Genomic DNA, 20,359 nt, shown 5'->3' with positions numbered 1-20,359 from the left:
TCAGACCAGGTGCAGGGCGCCGACCAGAAGGTCGATCGCCTTGATGCCAATGAACGGAATGACGATACCGCCGAGGCCGTAGATCAACAGGTTGCGCCGCAGCAGGGCACCGGCGCCGACCGCGCGATAGGCGACGCCTTTCAGCGCCAGCGGGATCAGCGCGATGATGATCAGCGCGTTGAAGATGATCGCCGACAAGATCGCGCTCTGCGGGCTGGCGAGCCCCATCACGTTGAGCACGCCGAGTTGCGGATAGAACGCCAGAAACATCGCCGGGATGATGGCGAAGTATTTAGCCACGTCGTTGGCGATCGAGAAGGTGGTCAGCGCGCCGCGAGTCATCAGCAGCTGCTTGCCGATCTCCACCACCTCGATCAGCTTGGTCGGGTTGGAGTCGAGATCGACCATGTTGCCGGCCTCGCGCGCCGCCTGGGTGCCTGTATTCATGGCGACACCGACGTCGGCCTGGGCCAGCGCAGGCGCATCGTTGGTGCCGTCGCCGCACATCGCCACCAGCTTGCCCTTGGCCTGTTCGTCGCGGATCAGCCGCAGTTTGTCCTCCGGCGTGGCCTGCGCCAGGAAATCGTCGACCCCGGCTTCAGCCGCGATGGCCGCCGCGGTCATCGGGTTGTCGCCAGTGATCATCACGGTGCGAATCCCCATCCGGCGAAGTTCGGCGAAGCGCTCGCGGATGCCGCCCTTGACGATGTCCTTGAGGTGGATGACGCCGAGCAGCCGGCCATCTTTGGCGACCGCCAGCGGCGTACCGCCCGCTTTCGCAATCTCGTCGGCGATCGTCTGGGTTTCGCGTGCTGCGTCGGACATGACGCCGGGCTGGATTGCACGCGCAGCATTTCCCGATTCGACGGAGCGGGTTTCACCGCCGCCGGCGATGTAATTCAGGATTGCATCCACCGCGCCCTTGCGGACCGAAGAGTGCCCGGCATCGACGCCGCTCATCCGGGTCTGAGCCGTGAACGGAATGAACGTCGCCGCAAGCTCGGCCATCTCGCGGCCACGGATGCCGTAGTTCTCCTTGGCCAACACCACGATCGAACGGCCCTCCGGGGTCTCGTCGGCCAATGACGCCAATTGCGCCGCCTCCGCCAATTCTTGCTCGGTCACGCCACGGACCGGACGGAACGCAGTCGCCTGCCGGTTCCCCAGCGTGATGGTCCCGGTCTTGTCGAGCAGCAATGTGTCGACGTCGCCGGCCGCCTCTACCGCGCGGCCGGACATCGCTAGTACGTTGAAGCGGACCAGCCGGTCCATTCCCGCGATGCCGATCGCCGACAGCAGCGCGCCGATCGTGGTCGGAATCAACGTCACGAACAGCGCCACCAGCACGATCACGGAAATCTGCCCGCCGGCGTAAGCCGCGTAGCTCGGGATCGTCACGGTCGCGAACACGAAGATGATGGTGAGCCCGGCGAGCAGAATGTTGAGCGCGATCTCGTTCGGAGTCTTCTGCCGTTCGGCGCCTTCCACCAGCCGGATCATACGATCGAGGAACGAATGGCCTTTCGCCGCCGTGATGCGCACCACAATCCGATCCGAAATTACCATGGTGCCGCCGGTGACGGCGGAACGGTCGCCGCCGGATTCGCGGATCACCGGCGCCGACTCGCCGGTGATCGCGGCCTCGTTCACCGAGGCGATGCCGTGGATCACTTCGCCGTCGCTCGGGATCATGTCGCCGGCTTCGACCAGCACGACGTCGCCCTGCTGCAGATGCTCAGCGGGCACGCCCTCGTACAATTCATAGTTGCCATCGATCAGCAGCCGCTTTGCCTTGGTATCGGTCAGGGCCTGGCGCAGCGTATCGGCCTGCGCCTTGCCGCGGCCCTCGGCGACGGCTTCGGCGAAATTGGCGAACAGCACCGTGAACCACAGCCACAGAATGATCTGGAAAGTGAAGCCGAGTCCGTCGCCGCCGCCGGTGAAGATGCTCTTGAGGAAGATCACGGTGGTCAGCGCGGCCACCACCTCGACCACGAACATCACCGGGCTCTTGATCATCAGCCGTGGATCGAGTTTGACGAATGCCGAACCGATGGCGGGGATCACGATCGCTGGGTCGAGCATCGCCGACGCCGCATTCCGCTTGTTGGTCTTTGCAATTTTCATCGAGGTCACTCCGTCAATTCCGTTCAGAACAGCGCGTTCGCGGTCATCGCCAGATGTTCGGCGATCGGGCCGAGCGCCAATGCCGGAAAGAAAGTCAGCCCGCCGATGATCAGGATGACGCCGATGACGAGGCCGACGAACAGCGGGCCGGTGGTCGGCAGCGTTCCCGCCGACGGCGGAACCGATTTTTTCGCCGCCAGCGACCCCGCAAGCGCCATCGCCGGGATGATCATGAAGAAGCGGCCGACGAACATCGCGCTGGCGAGCGTCAGGTTGTAGAAAAAGGTGTTGCCGCTGAGCCCACCGAACGCCGAGCCGTTGTTGCCGGTAGCCGAGGTGTAGGCGTAGAGCACTTCGGTGAAGCCGTGCGGTCCGGGATTGGCGATCGAGGCCACCGCCGAAGGCAGCACCACCGCGACCGCAGTCCAGCCCAGATACATCAAGGGCAACACCAGGATCGCCAGCATCGCCATCTTGACCTCGCGGGACTCGATCTTCTTGCCGACATATTCCGGGGTGCGACCGACCATCAGACCGGCGACGAAGATCGTCAGCACCACGAACAGCAGCATGCCGTAGAGACCGGCGCCGACGCCGCCGACGATGATCTCGCCGAGCTGCATGTTGATCAGCGGGATCATGCCGCCGAGCGCGGTGAAGCTGTCGTGCATGGCGTTGACCGCGCCGCAGGAGGCCGCGGTGGTGATCACGGCGAACAAAGCCGACGCGACGATGCCGAAGCGGACTTCCTTGCCTTCCATGTTGCCGCCAGTGAGCCCCAGCGCATTCAGGCCGGTGATGCCACTGGCTTCGGCCCAGTAGGTGATGCCGACGCCGACGACGAACAGCACGCCCATCACAGCGAGGATCGCCCAGCCCTGGCGCTGGTTGCCGACCATCCGGCCGAACACGTTGGTAAGGCCGGCGCCGAGCGCGAAGATCGAGATCATCTGCACGAAGTTCGACAGCGCGGTCGGGTTCTCGAACGGATGCGCGGCGTTGGCGTTGAAGAAGCCGCCGCCGTTGGTGCCGAGCATCTTGATCGCAACCTGCGAGGCCACCGGTCCGACCGCGATCTGTTGCTTGGCGCCTTCCAAAGTGGTTGCATCGACATAAGCGCCGAGCGTCTGCGGGATGCCCTGCCAGACCAGGAACAGCGCATAGACGATGCAGAGCGGCAGCAGCACATAGAGCGTGCAGCGGGTCACATCGACCCAGAAATTTCCGATGGTGCGCACCGAGGCGCGCGAAAATCCGCGGATCAGCGCGACCGCCAGCACGATGCCGGTCGCCGCCGAGAGGAAGTTCTGATGCGTCAGCCCGAGCATCTGCACCAGATAGGACAGCGTGCTCTCGCCGCCGTAATTCTGCCAGTTGGTGTTGGTGATGAAGCTGATCGCGGTGTTGAACGACAGGTCCTGAGCCACCGCGGACTGGTCCTGCGGGTTGTACGGCAGCAGCGCCTGCAGTCGCAGCAGCGCATACAGCACCAGGAAGCCGAACACATGGAACAGCAGCATCGCCACCGTATAGGTCAGCCAATGCTGCTCATGCTCTTCATTGATGCCGCCGGCCCAGTACAGCCCGGCCTCGACCGGGCGCAGGATCGGCGACAGGAAGGTCCGCTCGCCGTTGAACACGCGGGTCATGTACCAGCCGAGCGGCTTGGTCAGCGCGACGATGATCGCGCAGAACAGCAGAATTTGAATCCAGCCAATCAATGTCATGGGAGGCGCCTTTCAGAATCGCTCGGGACGCAGCAGCGCGTAGGTCAGGTAGATCAACAGCGCCGCAGAAACGATCCCGGCGAGCGTGTAATCGATTGTCATGGTGGTCTCCTCACAGCCATTCGCAGCCATAGGCGTAGCCGACCGACAGCGCGAACAGGCCGAGGCCGATCGCAAGCATGATGATGTCGAGCATGGGGCGCTCCTTGGGCTCGGTGATCGCAGGCTGGAACGGTGTGTCCGGTTGCCTGCTTGCCGACATTTGCCACTCGGCGTGTAGGCTTTCGAGAGGGAGGCGGGGGCGAAGTTATAGGAATTCTATAGGGGGCCGGCGACGGCGAACCCGGAGATCGGTGTCAGGAAGGCGGAACGCCGACAACCGCTGCTTCGAGCCAATGAATGAGGAAATGCTGCGTCTGAAACGATAACAAGTTGCTCGGCGCGATGCGCATGCTACTCGAGGCGAGTACCCCGGAGGCGCTTCGCGCCAGACATTCGGCCGAAAATTTCGTTCCTTCCGCTGAAAGTTCTGAATCTGGAGTGCGCTTCGGCGTGGGGTCTCGTGATCGATCGGCGCCTGGGTCAAAGCGTCCTATTCGAAAAGAATCAAAATCTAGAAGGGTCAACGCCCCGCAGATCGGGGCATATTTCATTCAGCACCCACATTCTATCGCGATTGACGCAGTGCGACCGGCACCCGCTTTCGCAGATCAATCGGATGCTGCTCGTCTGGCCTGATCCACCGCCGCATGCAGATCGACCCAGGGCCGCTTGTCCGGGGCGAAACGCTGCCGGAGATAGGACGCCAACTCGGCCACCTGGTCGTTGTTCAGGCTGTCCTTGAATGCCGGCATGTATCCGAGATCGCTGGAGACCGGGGATGCGATGCCGTGCAGAATGATCCGGATCAGGTTGCCCGGCGTGTCGCTGTGCAGATTACTGTTCAACGCGAGCGATGGCCGGCTGCCGAATAGCGCTGGTCCCCCGACTCGATGGCAAACCGCGCAGGCGCCTTCATAGAGCCGCGCACCGATCTGCGAAGCCGAGACCGTCCTTGTCCCCGTCGAGAGCTCAAGTTTGGAGGCCAGTTCGTCTTGGGCTGACGGAGTGATGGCGACGTCGTTGAACGAACTCAGGTAGACCGCCATGGCGCGAATATCATGCTCGGGCAGCCCTGCGAGCCCCCTCACCACCGGCGCCATCGGGCCCGCCGCGACGCCGTGAAAGCGGGATTCCCCCGTCCGCAGATAGGTGAACAGTTCGTCTTCACTCCAGGGGATCGGCGCGCGGGACAGCGACGTCAATGGCGGCGCTTCCCAGCCCTCGGCGAAGCCACCGGCCAGATAGGCGTTGGTCTTTTCCGCGCCGAATGCGTTGCGCGGCGAATGGCAAACGCCGCAATGGCCGAGGCCCTCGACCAGATAGGCGCCGCGATTCCACAGCTCGGATTTGGTCGGATCGGCTTCGAGCAATTCAGCCCGGTGGAACAGCGCATTCCATCCCGCCATCAGCGGGCGCCAGTTGAAGGGAAACCGCAGTTCGGTCGCGCGGTTTTCAGCGCGGATCGGGGTCTCGGCCATCAGATAAGCGTAGAGCGCCTGCAGGTCGGCGTCGTTGGTCTTGGCGAAATGCGAATACGGAAACGCCGGATAAAGCTGCCGGCCGTCGCGATGGATGCCGTCGCGCATCGCGCGCTCGAACGCCGGATAGGACCAGGCGCCGATCCCGGTTTCGGAGTCGGGCGTGATGTTGGTGCTGTAGATCGTGCCGAACGGCGTGGCGATGGCGCGGCCGCCGGCATTGACGACGCCGTTCGCCTGGGTGTGGCAGACCATGCAATTGCCGAGCGCGGCCAATTGCTGCCCTCGCGCGATCGTCGCGGCCGAATAGACCGACGGATCCGGCCGGGCCACCGGAGCGATCGACCGTCCCGGCAGCAGCGCTGCCGCGACGCCAATCGCCGCGACGGAAAGCGCGACGATGGTCGCTGCGACGCTGCGCCGCCCGACGAACGGATTGCGCCAGCGATCGTTCGGAGTAGGCGGTGCGGGCGCTGCGATCGGCGTTGCGGGGGGCGCCTGCTGCTCGTCGCCACGCAGTCCTTTGAGAATACGCTCCGGGGTGAACGGGGGCTCGCGAAACCGCACCCCGGTGGCGTCGAAGATCGCGTTGGCGATCGCCGCGGCGCTCGGGACCGACGCGGATTCGCCGACGCCGAGCGGCGGTTGATCCTGCCGCGGCAACATGAGCACGTCGATCTTCGGCACGTCCGCAAAGCTGATGATCGGGTAGGCGCCCCATTCACGGCTCGCGACCGCGTTGCGGCCGAACGACACCTCTTCCATCAGTGCGCGGCTGGTCGACTGGATGACGTTGCCATGGATCTGATGGCGGACCCCATCGGGGTTGATCATCAGGCCGGAATCCTGACCCGCCACAACGCGGGTGACGCTGACCTCGCCGGTCGCCTTGTTGACGGCGACGTCGGCGATCCAGGCCGACCATGCGGCGCCATAGCCCGGAAATTTACTGTGCACATAAAGCGCGTAGGCAAAGCCCCGCCCACGCACGATGTCACCCTCGGCAACAGGCTCTTGCCATACCGGACGCGGCACCCAGCCGGCGCGCTCGGCAACAGCGTTGACGAGATCGATCGCTCGGGAATCCTTCAAATATCTCAGACGATATTCGATCGGATCGACGCCGGCTTCGGTTGCCAGTTCGTCGATATAGGATTCATGGGCGAAGGTGTTCGGCAGCGCCGAGACGCCGCGAAGCCATGATGCGCGCACGATCGGCGGCATATCGTGGGCCACCACGCGCATGTTCTCGTAATCATAGGGCGGGATCGCGGTGCGGTCGCCCATTTCGAACACCGCCGGCGTTGGTGCGACGATGCCCGTGAGCAGCAGCGCCAGGGTCGGCGCGCCGTTCGACGGATAGCGCGTCGCAAAATCATAGCCGGCGACGCCGCCATCGGCGGTGAGCCCGCCATTGACGTCCATCAGTTGCGCGGTGCCCTTCGGCTCCCAGGCGTGCTCCTGTTCGCGGGTCAGCTGGACCCGGACCGGGCGTCCGACCGCGCGCGACAGCAGCACCGCGTCGGCGGTGACGTCGTCGGCGCAGTTGCGGCCATAGCAGCCTGCCGCTTCGAGTCGGACCACGTCGATCTCGGCTTCCGGCCGTGCCAACAGCAGCGCCAGATCGGTCCGCAGGAGGTGCGGGTTCTGCGTGCCGGACCAGACACGAACGCCGTCGTCGCGATAGTCTGCGACCGCGCAGGATGGCCCGATCGAACCGTGCATCTGGTAGGGCCAGATATAGGTCCGTTGCATCGGCGTCTCGGCCGCGGCGATGGCGGCGTCGACGTCGCCCTTGTCGATCAGGGTCCGCGGCGTCGACGGGTTGGCGCGCAGCGCGGTCGCGATGTCCTTCAAATCCGGCAGCGTTGGCGTTGGCTTCCAGCTGACCTTGAGTTGCGCCGCGGCCTTGACGGCGTTTTCCTCGCGCTCGGCGACGACGCCGACGAAATCGTCGACCCTGACCACGCCGACCAGCCCGGGGATGTGGCTGACCGAGGCCTCGTCGATCGCGATCAGGCTGGTGCCGACGAAGGGGCCGGCGTCGACCCCCGCATAGGGCGGGCGCACGACGCGGCCGTGCAGCATGCCGGGCACGCGCATGTCGTGGACATAGACCAGCTCGCCGGTGGCCTTCGCCGGCAGGTCGACGCGCGGCACCGACTGGCCGACAATGGCGTAGGACTCCACCGCCTTGACCTGGACGTCGTCCGACAGTTCCAGCCTGATGGTTTCGCCGCCGATCAACTCACCGTAGCTGACGCTGCGGTTGTCGCGTCCGCGAACCAGGCCATCTTCGATGGACAGATCGTCCACCGGCAGCTCAAGCCGTTGTGCGGCACGCGCCAATAGGAAATGCCGGGCTTGCGCTGCGGCGTTGCGCAGCGGAACGGCGGTGATTTGAATGGTTTCGCTGGCGATGGTCGCGCCCTGGTTGGGCACACGCGAGGTATCGCCGAGCACGACGACAACGCGCGCAAATGAAACGTCGAGTTCTTCGGCGACGATCTGGGCCAGCGCGGTGCGAATCCCCGTTCCGAGATCGACGTGACCGTTGAAAGCCGTGACCGCGCCGTCGGCGGTAATCTTGATGAACGTCTCGAAGCCGCCTGCGCCGGCCGAAGCGGCCGGACGGAAGACGGACAGCGATCCGGAATGCGAGCTGTCGGCAGCGGCTGAGGTCATCAACCCTGCGCCTCGACGGCATGACCGGCAGCCCGCATCACCGCGCGGGTGATTTCAATATGCGCGCCGCAGCGGCAAAGATTGTAGCGCAACGCTTCCAGAACCTCGGTTTCCGACGGATGGGAGGTGCGTAGCAGCAGCGCCTTCGCGGTCATGATCATGCCGTTTAGGCAATAGCCGCATTGCGCGGCCTGCTCGGTAACGAAGGCCTGTTGCACCGGGTCGAGGTGATCGCGTGAGCCGAGCCCCTCGAGCGTGACGATCGCGCGTCCGACGCAGCCTTCGATCGGGATCACGCAGGACCGCGCGGCAACGCCGTCGATCAACACGGTGCAGGCGCCGCATTCGCCGAGCCCGCAGCCGAATTTAGGTCCGTTCAATGCGAGATCATTGCGCAGCACATAAAGCAAAGCGGTGTCCGGGGCGGCCGCGACGTCATGCGTTTTGCCGTTGACGTTGAGGCGGATCGGCGGCTCCGTCATGCTTGTGGTCCAGGCTTGGCGTTTGCACTGCAATCAGTCGCGTTGTCTCGTCGGAAGATACCGTTTGTACACAAACGTGCAAGCGCGGCTGCCTGCGCAGAAGCCGCTGCCCGGTTTGTGAACAATCCGGCGAGGCAAATGAGCTATTATTCGGCAGTGGCTGGTCGCCGAACGCAAGCGGCTTGACAGCAACCGGCGCCGACCGCAACATCGTTCGTATACAAACAAGCTGCGGCGGAGCAGCCGCGAATCATCGAAGCCGCTCAACTACGTTTTCGACGCGTCGCTAACTATCTGGCCGTCCGGCAGATCGACGCCGGCCCGTGAGCTCGTTCATGTCGACCGAACCGACCGCTGCCGACGACAAGATCCGCTGCGACGCCTGCCCGGTGATGTGCTACATCAAGCCGGGGGCGGCGGGTGCCTGCGACCGTTACGCTAATCTCGATGGTCAGTTGGTGCGGGTCGATCCGCATATCCTGCTGCAGCGCACGGTGTCGCACGGCGGACGGCTGGTGCCGTTCCAGACCACAGGCGACTGGGATGGCAAGATCGTTCACGAGCCGCATATCTTCGTGACGGCGGTCGGCGCCGGCACCACCTATCCAGATTACAAGCCCGCGCCCTTCATCGTTTCTTCGGAGATCGACGGCGTCGACATGGTCACGGTGGTGACCGAGGGCATCTTCAGCTATTGCGGCGTCAAGGTGAAGATCGACACCGACCGCTATCTCGGACCCGAGACCGCGACGGTGCGGGCGCAGGGCGAAGCGATCGGCCATGTCACCACCAGCGAATACGGCTCGCAGATGCTGTCGCTGGGCGGCGTCCATCACCTCACCGGCGGCTCCAAGAAGGAAGGCCGCGTCACCTGCGATGCGTTGATGGATCTGAGCAATTGCAAGCCGGTCGAGCTGACGATCGATGGCGGCGCCACGGTGGTGGTGCAGGCTGGTCATGCTCCGATCGTCAACGGTGTTCACGAGGAACGGATGCGGGTCGGCTGCGGTTCGGCGACCATCGGGATGTTCGCCAAGCAATGGCAGGGCAAGGTCGATGAGGTGGTGGTGGTGGATGATCACATCACCGGGGTGCTCAGCGAGCACCAGGCCGGAAAAATGCTCGATATTCCTGACACCGGGATCAAAATGAAGGGGCGGCGGTCGACGCCGGGCCGCTATTTTCAGGTCGCCGAGCCCGGTACCGGTTGGGGCGGGACGAATATTTCCGATCCGCTCTCGGTGCTCGGTTCATTCGATGCGAAAAAGGCGCGCGCCGGCTTGACCATGCTGATGGTCAGCACGACCGGAGAACATGCCGCGTTCTACCAACTCGATGCGGCGCTGAAACCCGTCGAAAAGCAGATGCCGCCCGAATTGCAGGCGTCGGTCGAGCGAATCAAGGAGAATTGCGAGCCGGCGCTGTGCACCGTGCTGTTCATGGCGGGCGCCGGCGGATCGCTGCGCGCCGGCGTCACCGACAATCCGGTTCGGCTGACACGCTCGGTGAAGGATGCCCTGACCCGGGTCACCGCCGGCGGTGCGCCGGTCTATGTTTGGCCGGGCGGCGGCATCACCTACATGGTCGATGTCACCCGATTGCCGGCGCGTGCCTTCGGCTATGTCCCAACCCCGGCGCTGGTGGCGCCGATCGAGTTCACGCTGCGGCTGTCGGACTATGCGGCCCTCGGCGGCCACATGGATCACGTTCGTCCGCTGGCGTCGGTGAAGGACAATATCGAGATGCTGCAGATGCCTGCGTCCCCCAAGCCGGGAGAGTGGACGTGACAAGGACCCCGCAGATAAATTTTCTCGCCGACGGCAAGCGGCTGCATCTGCAGGATGGTCCAATTGATTTGATCATCGAAGCGAGCGGGAGCAACGCAGACGTTCACGCGGCGTATGGAGCCGCTATGCGCCGCTTCACTGGTCTGCTCGACGAGCTTTGCGCGGAACTGCCGCTGTTGCGCACCGCCGCCACCTCGACGCGGTGCCTGCTGCTAGGCTTGGTCGCGCGCCGCATGCATCATGCGGTGGCGTCGTTTGCCGCGGATGGCTTCATCACGCCGATGGCGGCGGTCGCGGGCGCCGTCGCAGAAGAGATCCTTGCGGCGATGACCGAGAATGCGCAACTTTCGCGCGCCTACGTCAACAATGGCGGCGACATCGCGCTGCATCTCGCCGGCCCCGAAAATTTTACGGTGGGCCTTGCCGACCGGCCGGACGTGCCCGGCTCGCTACGGACCATGACCATCGATGCTGATGACCCGACGCGCGGGATCGCGACCAGTGGCCGCCACGGCCGCAGTTTCTCGCTCGGCATTGCCGATGCCGTCACCGTGCTGGCGCGGGCCGCGTCGCAGGCCGACGCCGCAGCCACCGTCATTGCCAACGCGGTCGATTTGCCCGGACACCCTGCGATCCTCCGTTGCCGGGCATGCGATTTGCAGCCTGACAGCGATCTTGGCGCGCGCCTGGTCACCCGCGATGTCGGGGAATTGTCACGCGACGAGGTCGACGACGCACTCGAAGCTGGCGCCGCTCGCGCACGACAGCTGCTCGGCGCAGGATTGATCGAGGGCGCCGCATTGCGCTTGCAGGGCGAGCTGATTGGAGTGGGGACGAAAGCGATCCAAACGCCCGAATTTCGTCCGATACTCCGCCACTCGGCAGCGGAAGGCGTGATACATGTGTGAGATCGGCGGTATCAGGCAGCGGGGCGGACAACGATGAGCGCGGTCATACGCAAGATCGTCACGGTGGTCGAGGAGACCTATCTTGAAATGGGGCAGACGGTCGCACCACCGACCCGACGGGCGGCGGCCATAGCGGTAATCGAAAACCCGTTCGCAGGCAGGTACGTCGAGGATCTGTCGCCGCTGATTGCGATCGGCGAGGAACTCGGCGAGTTGCTGGCGCAGCGGGCGGTCGCGGCATTGGGAATCGACGGCGCCAAGGCGCAGAGCTACGGCAAGGCCGCCGCGGTCGGTGAGAACGGCGAACTCGAGCATGCGGCGGCGATCCTGCACCCCAAGATGGGCGCGCCGGTGCGCAAGGTGCTCGGCAAGGGCGCGGCACTGATTCCGTCGTCGAAAAAGCGGAGCGGGCCGGGGACGACGCTGGATATCCCGCTCGGCCACAAGGATGCGGCCTTCGTGCGCAGCCACTTCGACGGTATGGAAGTGCAAATCAATGACGCGCCGCGCGCAAATGAAATCATGGTGGCGGTCGCTGTCACCGACAGCGGCAGGCCGCTGCCGCGCGTCGGCGGATTGACGGTCGCAGAGATCAAGGGTGAAGACGGTCTACGCTAATTTCTTCAAACATCGGAGGGTACGGATGCGACGGAACGGACATTTCCTGGGTGCGGCACTGGCGGTGATGCTGTTCGGCATGGCGCAGCCCGCCATGGCGCAAAGCGAAATCAAGATCGGCGAGATCAACAGCTACTCGCTGTTGCCTGCCTTCACCGAGCCGTACCGCAAGGGCTGGCAGCTCGCGGTCGATGAAGTCAACGCCGCCGGCGGCATCGACGGCAAGAAGCTCGTTGTCGTCTCCAAGGACGACGGCGGCAAGCCCGCCGACGCGCTGACCGCCGCCAATGAACTGGTATCGAGCGAGAAGGTGGCGATGCTGACCGGCACCTTCCTGTCGAATATCGGCCTCGCGGTCAGCGACTTCGCCAAGCAAAACAAGGTGTTCTTCCTCGCCGCCGAGCCGCTGACGGATGCCGTCACCTGGGCCAAGGGCAACCGCTACACCTTCCGGCTGCGGCCCTCGAACTACATGCAGGCCGCAATGCTGGTCGAGGAGGCGGTCAAACTGCCGGCCAAGCGCTGGGCGACGATCGCGCCGAACTACGAATACGGCCAGTCCGCGGTGGCGGTATTCAAGAAGTTGATGTCAGAGAAGCGGCCCGATATCCAGTGGGTCGACGAGCAGTGGCCGCCGCAGGGCAAGATCGACGCCGGTCCGGTGGTGCAGGCGGTTGCCGCGGCGAATCCGGAAGCCATCCTCAACGTCACCTTCGGCGCCGATCTGGTGAAGCTGGTCCGTGAAGGTAACACCCGCGGTCTGTTCAAGGATCGCGCGGTGGTGAGCTTCCTCACCGGCGAGCCCGAATATCTCGATCCGCTGAAGGACGAAACTCCGGCTGGGTGGATCGTCACCGGCTATCCCTGGTACGACGTCAAGATGCCGGAGCACGCCGCCTTCCTGAAGGCATATCAGGCCAAGTACAATGACTATCCGCGGCTCGGATCGATTGTCGGCTACCAGACCATCAAGGCGGCGGCGGCGATTCTCGCCAAGGCCAAGTCGGAAGATCCGGAGAAGCTGATCGCGGCGGCCGAGGGCCTGTCGGTGCCGTCGCCGTTCGGCGAGATCACCTTCCGCAAGATCGACCACCAGTCGACGCTCGGCGCCTTCGTCGGCAAGACCGCGCTGAAAGACGGCAAGGGCGTCATGGTGGACTCGGTTTATCGCAAGGGCGCGGACTATCTGCCGAGCGACGCCGAAGTCGCAAAGCTCCGCCCTGCCGAGTGAATCATCAGCTGCGGGCGCTTCGGCGCCCGCAGTCTTCTCCCGCGTGGATTGCTGATGGCGTTTTATGTTGTCCAGTTCCTGACCGGCCTCGCCAGCGCGGCGTCGCTGTTTCTGGTCGCCTCGGGGCTGTCGATCATCTTCGGCGTCACCCGGATCGTCAATTTCGCCCATGGCGCGTTCTATATGCTCGGGGCCTATGTGGCGTTCACGCTGACCGAGCGGTTTTCCGGCGCGATCGGCTTCTGGGGTGGCGTCGTCGCTGCCGCCTTGATCGTGGCGGCGTTGGGCGTGCTGGTCGAGATGGTGCTGCTGCGGCGGATCTATCACGCGCCCGAATTGTTCCAGCTGCTGGCGACCTTCGGGCTGACCCTGATGGTCGAGGATCTGGTGGTGCTGATCTGGGGGCCGAGCGACCTGCTGGGCCGCCGCGCGCCCGGTTTCAAGGGCGCGGTGGATTTCTTCGGCCAGAACGTGCCGAGCTACGACCTGTTCCTGATCGGGCTCGGTCCGGTGGTGCTCGGCGCCTTGTGGCTCATCTTCCAGCGCACCCGCTGGGGCGTGCTGGTTCGCGCTGCGACCCAGGACCGGGACATGGTGGCGGCGCTCGGCGTCAATCAGAAATGGCTGTTCACCAGCGTGTTCGCGCTCGGGGTGTTTCTGGCCGCGGTCGGCGGCGCGCTGCAGATCCCGCGCGATGCGGTGCATCACGCGATGGATCTGCGGATCATCGTCGACGTCTTCGTGGTGGTGGTGATCGGCGGCCTCGGCAGTATCATAGGCGCCTTCGTGGCGGCGGTGCTGGTCTCGGAGCTGAACGCTTTCGGCATCCTGATCTTTCCGAAGATTTCCATCATCCTGTTGTTTCTGGTGATGGCCGCGGTGCTGATCGTCCGGCCATGGGGCCTTTTCGGCAAGCCGGAGGTCACCGCGCGCCGCACGCCCGGGCTCACCGTCAATCCCTGGCGGCCATTGTCATCGAAAGGGCGGCTGGCGGCGGTTACCGCGCTGCTGCTGGCGGCGACGTTGCCGCTGTTCGCGGGCAATTATGCGCTGACCGTCGGCTCGGAGATTGCGATCTTCGTCATCTTCGCCGCGAGCCTGCATTTCATGATGTCGGTCGGCGGTCTCGCTTCGTTCGGCCACGCCGCCTATTTCGGACTCGGCGCTTACGGCGTCGCGTTTCTGGCCAAGATGGCCGGTCTGCCGATGATCACCTGCCTGCTGCTCGGCCCGGCGCTCGCGCTCGCCGGCGCGGCACTGTTCGGGTTCTTTGCAGTGCAATTGTCCGGCGTGTATTTCGCGATGCTGACGCTGGCCTTCGCGCAGATCGTCTGGTCGATCGCGTTCCAATGGGTCGAGGTGACCGGCGGCGACAATGGTATTCTTGGCGTTTGGCCGGAAAAATGGGCGGCGAGTCCATCGCATTTCTATTGGCTCGCGATCGGCGTCGCCGCACTTGCGGTCGCCGTACTCCGAAACATCGTGTTCTCACCGTTTGGCTATGCGCTTCGGGCGACGCGCGATTCCCCTCGGCGCAGCGACGCGATCGGGATTGACGGCAAGCTGATCCAATGGACCGCCTTTGTGATTGCGGGCACCTTTGCGGGGATTGCGGGCGCGCTGTTCGCCTACCTTAAGGGAAGCGTGTTTCCGGACAGCCTCGGGATTTCGCTGTCGGTCGATGCGCTGGTCATGGTGCTGCTCGGCGGCGTCGAGACGGTGTCGGGCGCCGTGGTCGGCGCCATCGTCTACAAGGCGCTCAGCATCTTTCTGGTCAGCCAAACCGATCTGTCGAAGCTGATCCTTGGCGGGGTGATCGTGCTGGTGGTGATCGCGCTGCCAAAGGGCATCGTCGGAGTGCTGGAAACCATCAGGCAGCGCCGGCGGCCTCGTCCGGAGCCTCCGCTCCTCGCATCGCGGATCGGGACAGCGGAATGAGTACCGCGCCGAACTTGCTGTCGGTCGTCGACCTGGACAAGTCCTATGGCGGCGTCCATGCCGTGCGCGGCGTGTCGTTTGCGCTGAAGGCCGGCGAAATCCTGGCGCTGATCGGGCCGAACGGCGCGGGCAAGAGCACTTGCTTCGATATGCTGAACGGCCAGACCACGCCGAGTGCCGGCCGGATCAATCTGCTCGGCCAGGACACAACCTACAAGAAGCCGCGCGAAATCTGGCGGCTCGGTGTCGGCCGCACTTTTCAGATCACGGCGACGTTTCCCACCATGACGGTGCGCGAAAATATCCAGGTCGCGCTGGCGTCGTATGGCCGGCGATTGTTCAATTTCTGGGCCTCGATGCCGCGGCTCGCGCAGCAGGAGGCCCGCGATCTGCTGGAGCGGGTCGGGATGGCCGGCTACGCCGAGCGACCGTGCGGCGAGCTCGCCTATGGCGATCTCAAGCGGCTCGAACTCGCCATCGCGCTCGCCAACCAACCGAAGCTGCTGCTGATGGACGAACCGACCGCCGGCATGGCGCCGCGCGAACGCATTGAGCTGATGCGGCTGACGGCGTCGATCGCCCGGGAAAAATCGATCGGTGTCCTCTTCACCGAGCATGACATGGATGTGGTGTTCGAGCACGCCGATCGGATCCTGGTGCTGAATCGCGGCACATTGATCGCGGAAGGATCGCCCCAAGACGTTCGGCGCAACCCCGAGGTCCGCGCCATCTATCTTGGCGAAGGTCTCGTTTACGACGCGCGCCATCGCGAGGGGCAATCGGCATGAAGCTCTCGGTCGAGGGGCTGAACAGCTATTACGGCCCCGCCCACATCCTGTTCGATGTTGCGCTGGATGTGGGCGATGGCGAGGTGGTGGCGCTGCTGGGCCGCAACGGCGCCGGCAAGTCCACGACTTTTCGCTCCATCATCGGCCTGGTTGAGCAGCGCACCGGCCGCATCGTGTTCGAGGGCAGCGATGTGTCGGATCAGCCGACTCATGCGATCGTCAGTCGCGGCCTCGGCTATGTGCCGGAGGAGCGGCGTATCTTCACCGATCTGACGGTCGACGAAAATCTTGAGGTCGGCCGTCAGCCGGTCAGGCCCGGCGCGCCGCATTGGACCAGGGAAAAGCTGTTTTCACTGTTTCCGAATCTGGGTGAAATGCGCGGCCGCGCCGGCGGGAGCATGAGCGGCGGTGAACAGCAAATGCTGACGATCGCCCGAAGCCTGATGGGCAATCCGTCGCTGGTGCTGCTTGACGAGCCATCGGAGGGACTGGCGCCGAAGATCGTCGAGCAGATGGTCGATGCGATCCTGACCATGAAGGAGGCGGGCGTCAGTATGCTGGTCTCCGAACAGAATCTGCATTTCGCCAGGCTGATTTGTGACCGCGCCTACATCATCGAACGTGGCCGGATCTGCTTCAGCGGCACGATGCGCGAGCTAGACGAGCGGCCGGATATTCGCGACGCGCATCTAGCGCTGTAAAGGGGCTGCGCAAGACGATGAGCAGAAGCGTTTCGGCCAGATCTCGAATCAAGACATCGCGGCCTGCCTACGTTCTCGATGAGCAGATCGGCTTCATTCTCCGCCAGGTGTGGCAGCGCCACGCCGCCATCTTCGCGCGTGAAATCGGAACCGATTTGACGCCCACGCAGTGGGCGGCGCTGTCCAAGCTGAACGAGACCGCACCGTGCTCCCAGAATCAGCTCGGGCGGCTGACGGCGATGGATGTCGCCACCATCAAGGGCGTGATCGACCGCCTGACCGCCCGCGGCCTGACCGAGACAAGCCCTGACCCGGAAGATGGCCGCCGCCTGCTTGTCAGCCTGACACGCGCCGGTCAGCAACTCGCGGAAAAGGCCATTCACAACGCGCTCGCGATCACCAGGGAGACGCTAGCGCCGCTCGACCCGACGGAGCGCGAGACGCTGCTCGCGCTGCTGCGCAAGATGCGTTGAGAGCCTGCGTTCGTCATTGCGAAGAGCGTAGCGACGAAGCAATCCAGAAGCTCAGAGCCTGGCGCCCGTGGATTGCTTCGCGGAGCCTGTCATCGGGCCGGCGAAGCCGGACCCGGTGGCTCGCAATGACGAGCTCAAGGCATCGATCAATCGCACTCTTGCGAAGCGCTGCGTCTCAATGCCCGACGATCATCGGCACTTTGGTCGCCGGCGGCGTGTTGCGGCTGCGCTGGGTGCGGACGATGCCGTCGATGATGGTCATGCCGATGCCCGGAAGGTCGCCGAGTTGCACACTCTCAAGGATGGTCTTGCCTGCGGAGTGCTGGGCCCTGTCCATGATGACGAAGTCGGCGGAGCGTCCGACCTCGATCAGCCCACAGTCCAGCGCCCGCATCCGTGCGGTGTTGCCGGTGGCGAAACAGAACGCGAGTTCGGCGGGCACTTCGCCGAGCGACGACAACAGCGAGACCATGCGCAAAATGCCGAGCGGCTGAACACCGGAACCCGCGGGTGAGTCGGTGCCGAGGATCACCCGATTGAGGTCGCCCATCTCGCGCGCAATTCGCAATGTGTAGAGGGCCGACCGCTCGTTGCCATTGTGAACGAGTTCAAGGCCGCGCTTGCAGCCCTCGCAGATGCAGCGGATCTGGTCGTCGGGCAGGGCAGTATGGCCGCCATTGATGTGGCCGATCACGTCGGTGTCTGCCTCCAGCACGACGTCCTTGTCGATCAGGCCGGAGCCCGGAATTGACGGGCCGCCGGTATGGATCGTGCTCTGGATGCCGTATTTGCGCGCCCATCCGACCATCTTTCGCGCGGTCGGACCGTCCTTGACGCCGCCGAGGCCGACCTCGCCGAGCAGCTTGACGCCGGCCGCGGCCAGTTCCTTGAAATCCTCCTCGACCATTTCGCACTCGATCACCGGTGCGCCGGCATGGACCTTCACGCCTCCCGGGCGCAGCGTCCAGAACGCGCGCTGGGCAAAGATCGCCATCGCCTTCAACCCGACGACGTCGCGTGGGCGACCGGGCATGTGAACCTCACCCGCCGAGATCATCGTCGTCACGCCGCCGTGCAGGAAGCTGTCGATCCAGCCGATCTGGTTTTGCCGTGGCGTCCAGTCGCCGGCAACGGGATGGACATGGCTGTCGATCAGGCCAGGTGCGACGGTGGTGCCGTTGGCATCGACGACGGTCGTTGCGCCTTCGGTATCGACATCCTTGGCTCGGCCGATTGCGGTGATCTTGCCGTTCACCGCCACGATGGTGTCGGCGTCGAGAATCGGCTTTTCCAAGGCGCCGCTCAAGAGCAGGCCGATATTCCGGATCATCAGCTTGGTCGTACCGGCCGCCTGCGGTTCGTCGTGGGCCACGGAGTTTCCTCTGGATTCAGCGCCATCGCATAAGCCTATTTTGCGCGTACCTCGCAACTGGGATCAAGGTAGATTTTCGTTGGCACACAAACAATTGCGTTTTGTTTGATGGATGGCAGTTTCCGCTCCATTGCGCTAATTATGCAGATCTTCAAACGCAGGTGAGAAATGCCGATCCGAATCAACGACGACGATCTACTGTTGATCATCGATGTGCAGAACGATTTCTGCCCTGGTGGAGCGCTTGCAGTCGCCGACGGCGATGCCGTGGTTCCCGTCATCAATCACCTTGCCGAACAGTTTGCTCATATCGTGCTGACCCAGGACTGGCATCCGTCCGGTCACAGCTCCTTCGCCAGTTCGCATCCCGGCGCCGCTGCGTTTGAAGGCATCGCGATGCCTTATGGCCAGCAGACGCTTTGGCCTGACCATTGCGTACAGGGCACGCCCGGGGCTGCTTTTCATCCGAGATTGCAGACGGAGCGCGCGGAGATGATCATCCGCAAGGGGTTTCGTACCGAAATCGATTCCTATTCGGCGTTCTATGAAAACGATCGGCGCACGCCCACGGGATTATCCGGCTATTTGCGAGAGCGCAGCCTGCGACGAATCTTCCTTGCAGGGCTCGCGACCGACTTCTGCGTCTATTATTCCGCCGTCGACGCACGCCGGCTGGGCTTTGACGCCGTTCTCGTCGAGGCCGGGTGCAGGGCCATCGATCTGGCCGGCTCGCTTTCCGCCGCCTGGGTCGGGATGGAGGCGGCAGGCGTGCAGCGTGTCAACGACCTCGCCAAAGCCTGATTTTACGCAGTCCGCGTCGTCCGATTAGGCATCCCCCCGACCGCGACGATCTCCGTACTCAATTGCTCGATGGTCGTGCGGTGGCGCATCGCGGTCGGACGGGCCCGTGGCGATCGCTGCGCTTGTTCCGCAACTCGGCGTCGCAGTCGTCGCGTCATCGTGCGGAAGTAGTCGGCGGGCCGGAAACCGCTCTGGCACGCGCGTCATTGATCGCCAGTCGCGAAAGCTCGGCCGCGCTGTCGAGTAGCAGTTTCGTCATGCTGGCGATTGTTTGTTTCGTGAAGCGTTCGCGCGGCCCCGAGAGCGAGATTGCGCCGATCAGTTCATGCCCCATTCCGAAGACCGGTGCTGCGAGCGCGGCGCAGGACGGATCGCGCTCGCCATCGGAAAACGCCCAGCCCTGGCGGCGCACCGCGTCCAGGCTGGGATCCGCCTCGTCGGTGAAGCTGCGCAGAATCTTGCCGGCGGCGCCGCGATCCAGCGGCAGGACATCGCCGACATTGATGGTATCGAGGGTCGAATGGCCGGAATTGACCCTTTGAACACAGAGCCGCCGGTCGGCATCGAGAACGTGGAACGAGGCGCTCTCGGTGCCCTGGGCGACAAGCTTCCGCAGCGCGGCATCGATCGCGGCGTCGAGTTGAAAGGAATTCTTGTAGGCGATGCCGAGCCGAAATGCCGCCGGGCCGGGAGCATAGGCGCCATCCAGAGTTCGGCGGATGTAGCCGAAATCCTCGAACGAGCCGAGCAGCCGAAGGATCGTGCTCTTGTAGAGCCCGGTCGCTTCAGACAGCCGCGCCAGAGTCACGGGGATTTCAACGGTTTCGAACACCTTGAGGATGGAAAGCGCCCGCTCCAGCGCCGCGACTTTCAAGGGGCCCTGCTTCGGGCGCTTCTTCGCTTTCATGGTGTTCAACTATCATCCATCGAGACGTTACTGAGAGCCATCAGACCGTGGCAGACGGTCGATGTCGTGGGCCCGAATCAGAGAATCCCCATTCGACTTATTGCAGGACCTGAACAGGAGCCAAAGACAGGCATGCCGTTGCTGCGATCGACAACCGTCCGCCGGGCATCCGGTTCAGTACGGCTAGGTCCGCGCCCGACCTCGCCATTGGATTTGTCGCAGCTCCGGATGACC

At 64.1% G+C, this 20,359-nt stretch carries 17 protein-coding genes; 9 read left to right on the top strand and 8 right to left on the bottom strand.

What is annotated here, in order from left to right; all coding sequences use genetic code 11:
- From kdpB to HXX15_RS17250, 6 genes are all read right to left on the bottom strand, one after another.
- Entirely contained in the window at positions 1–2,127 is a 2,127-nt protein-coding gene (gene kdpB, locus HXX15_RS17275; protein ID WP_296517579.1) for a potassium-transporting ATPase subunit KdpB, read from the bottom strand.
- 23 nt (positions 2,128–2,150) lie between these two features.
- Positions 2,151–3,854: a potassium-transporting ATPase subunit KdpA gene (kdpA, locus tag HXX15_RS17270; RefSeq protein ID WP_296517578.1), complete on the bottom strand. Its 1,704-nt coding sequence runs from the start codon at positions 3,852–3,854 to the stop codon at positions 2,151–2,153.
- Between the two features lie 12 nt (positions 3,855–3,866).
- Positions 3,867–3,956 (bottom strand): K(+)-transporting ATPase subunit F, encoded by a 90-nt coding sequence (locus HXX15_RS17265; protein ID WP_296517576.1) that lies wholly within the window; start codon positions 3,954–3,956, stop codon positions 3,867–3,869.
- A 10-nt stretch (positions 3,957–3,966) separates the two neighbouring features.
- Positions 3,967–4,116 (bottom strand): hypothetical protein, encoded by a 150-nt coding sequence (locus tag HXX15_RS17260; RefSeq protein ID WP_296517573.1) that lies wholly within the window; start codon positions 4,114–4,116, stop codon positions 3,967–3,969.
- A gap of 448 nt (positions 4,117–4,564) precedes the next feature.
- Positions 4,565–8,119, bottom strand: a complete 3,555-nt coding sequence (locus HXX15_RS17255) for a molybdopterin cofactor-binding domain-containing protein (RefSeq protein WP_296517571.1) — start codon at positions 8,117–8,119, stop codon at positions 4,565–4,567.
- Positions 8,119–8,601, bottom strand: a complete 483-nt coding sequence (locus tag HXX15_RS17250) for a (2Fe-2S)-binding protein (protein ID WP_296517570.1) — start codon at positions 8,599–8,601, stop codon at positions 8,119–8,121. The genes HXX15_RS17255 and HXX15_RS17250 overlap by 1 nt, the downstream gene beginning before the upstream one ends.
- A 335-nt stretch (positions 8,602–8,936) precedes the next feature.
- On the opposite strand from HXX15_RS17250, the gene HXX15_RS17245 reads away from it, so the two are divergent.
- Genes HXX15_RS17245 through HXX15_RS17210 form a run of 8 tightly spaced genes read left to right on the top strand, consistent with a single transcriptional unit; the run spans position 8,937 to position 17,045 of the window.
- Positions 8,937–10,388, top strand: coding sequence for a 6-hydroxynicotinate reductase (locus tag HXX15_RS17245; protein WP_296517567.1), 1,452 nt, complete (start codon positions 8,937–8,939; stop codon positions 10,386–10,388).
- The gene (locus HXX15_RS17240; protein ID WP_296517565.1) at positions 10,385–11,296 is read left to right on the top strand and encodes a UPF0280 family protein; all 912 of its coding nucleotides are present in this window, start codon (positions 10,385–10,387) and stop codon (positions 11,294–11,296) included. The genes HXX15_RS17245 and HXX15_RS17240 overlap by 4 nt, the downstream gene beginning before the upstream one ends.
- 33 nt (positions 11,297–11,329) lie before the next feature.
- Positions 11,330–11,914 (top strand): amino acid synthesis family protein, encoded by a 585-nt coding sequence (locus HXX15_RS17235; RefSeq protein WP_296517563.1) that lies wholly within the window; start codon positions 11,330–11,332, stop codon positions 11,912–11,914.
- Positions 11,915–11,939: 25 nt separating this feature from the next.
- Complete coding sequence (locus tag HXX15_RS17230) at positions 11,940–13,145, top strand: ABC transporter substrate-binding protein (RefSeq protein ID WP_296517562.1); 1,206 nt, start codon at positions 11,940–11,942, stop codon at positions 13,143–13,145.
- 54 nt (positions 13,146–13,199) lie between these two features.
- Positions 13,200–15,083 (top strand): ABC transporter permease, encoded by a 1,884-nt coding sequence (locus HXX15_RS17225; RefSeq protein ID WP_296517561.1) that lies wholly within the window; start codon positions 13,200–13,202, stop codon positions 15,081–15,083.
- Positions 15,080–15,871 (top strand): ABC transporter ATP-binding protein, encoded by a 792-nt coding sequence (locus HXX15_RS17220; protein ID WP_296517560.1) that lies wholly within the window; start codon positions 15,080–15,082, stop codon positions 15,869–15,871. The genes HXX15_RS17225 and HXX15_RS17220 overlap by 4 nt, the downstream gene beginning before the upstream one ends.
- The gene (locus tag HXX15_RS17215; RefSeq protein WP_296517558.1) at positions 15,868–16,572 is read left to right on the top strand and encodes an ABC transporter ATP-binding protein; all 705 of its coding nucleotides are present in this window, start codon (positions 15,868–15,870) and stop codon (positions 16,570–16,572) included. Before HXX15_RS17220 ends, HXX15_RS17215 begins: the two co-directional genes overlap by 4 nt.
- Positions 16,573–16,589: 17 nt before the next feature.
- Positions 16,590–17,045, top strand: coding sequence for a MarR family transcriptional regulator (locus HXX15_RS17210; protein WP_296517557.1), 456 nt, complete (start codon positions 16,590–16,592; stop codon positions 17,043–17,045).
- Positions 17,046–17,220: 175 nt separating this feature from the next.
- Here HXX15_RS17210 and HXX15_RS17205 read toward each other — a convergent pair whose 3' ends face one another.
- A complete protein-coding gene (locus HXX15_RS17205) occupies positions 17,221–18,417 on the bottom strand; it encodes an amidohydrolase family protein (protein ID WP_296517556.1) in 1,197 nt (398 codons plus the stop codon).
- Positions 18,418–18,585: 168 nt separating this feature from the next.
- On the opposite strand from HXX15_RS17205, the gene pncA reads away from it, so the two are divergent.
- Positions 18,586–19,218 (top strand): bifunctional nicotinamidase/pyrazinamidase, encoded by a 633-nt coding sequence (gene pncA / locus HXX15_RS17200; RefSeq protein WP_296517555.1) that lies wholly within the window; start codon positions 18,586–18,588, stop codon positions 19,216–19,218.
- A 154-nt stretch (positions 19,219–19,372) separates the two neighbouring features.
- Here pncA and HXX15_RS17195 read toward each other — a convergent pair whose 3' ends face one another.
- Positions 19,373–20,125, bottom strand: coding sequence for an IclR family transcriptional regulator (locus HXX15_RS17195; RefSeq protein ID WP_296517612.1), 753 nt, complete (start codon positions 20,123–20,125; stop codon positions 19,373–19,375).
- Positions 20,126–20,359 lie beyond the last annotated feature (234 nt).

The organism is Rhodopseudomonas sp., assembly GCF_013377015.1.
Classification (GTDB): Bacteria; Pseudomonadota; Alphaproteobacteria; order Rhizobiales; family Xanthobacteraceae; genus JARJEH01.
The sequence above is the reverse complement of the archived record's forward strand: the minus strand, read 5'-3'. Positions and strand labels throughout refer to the sequence as shown.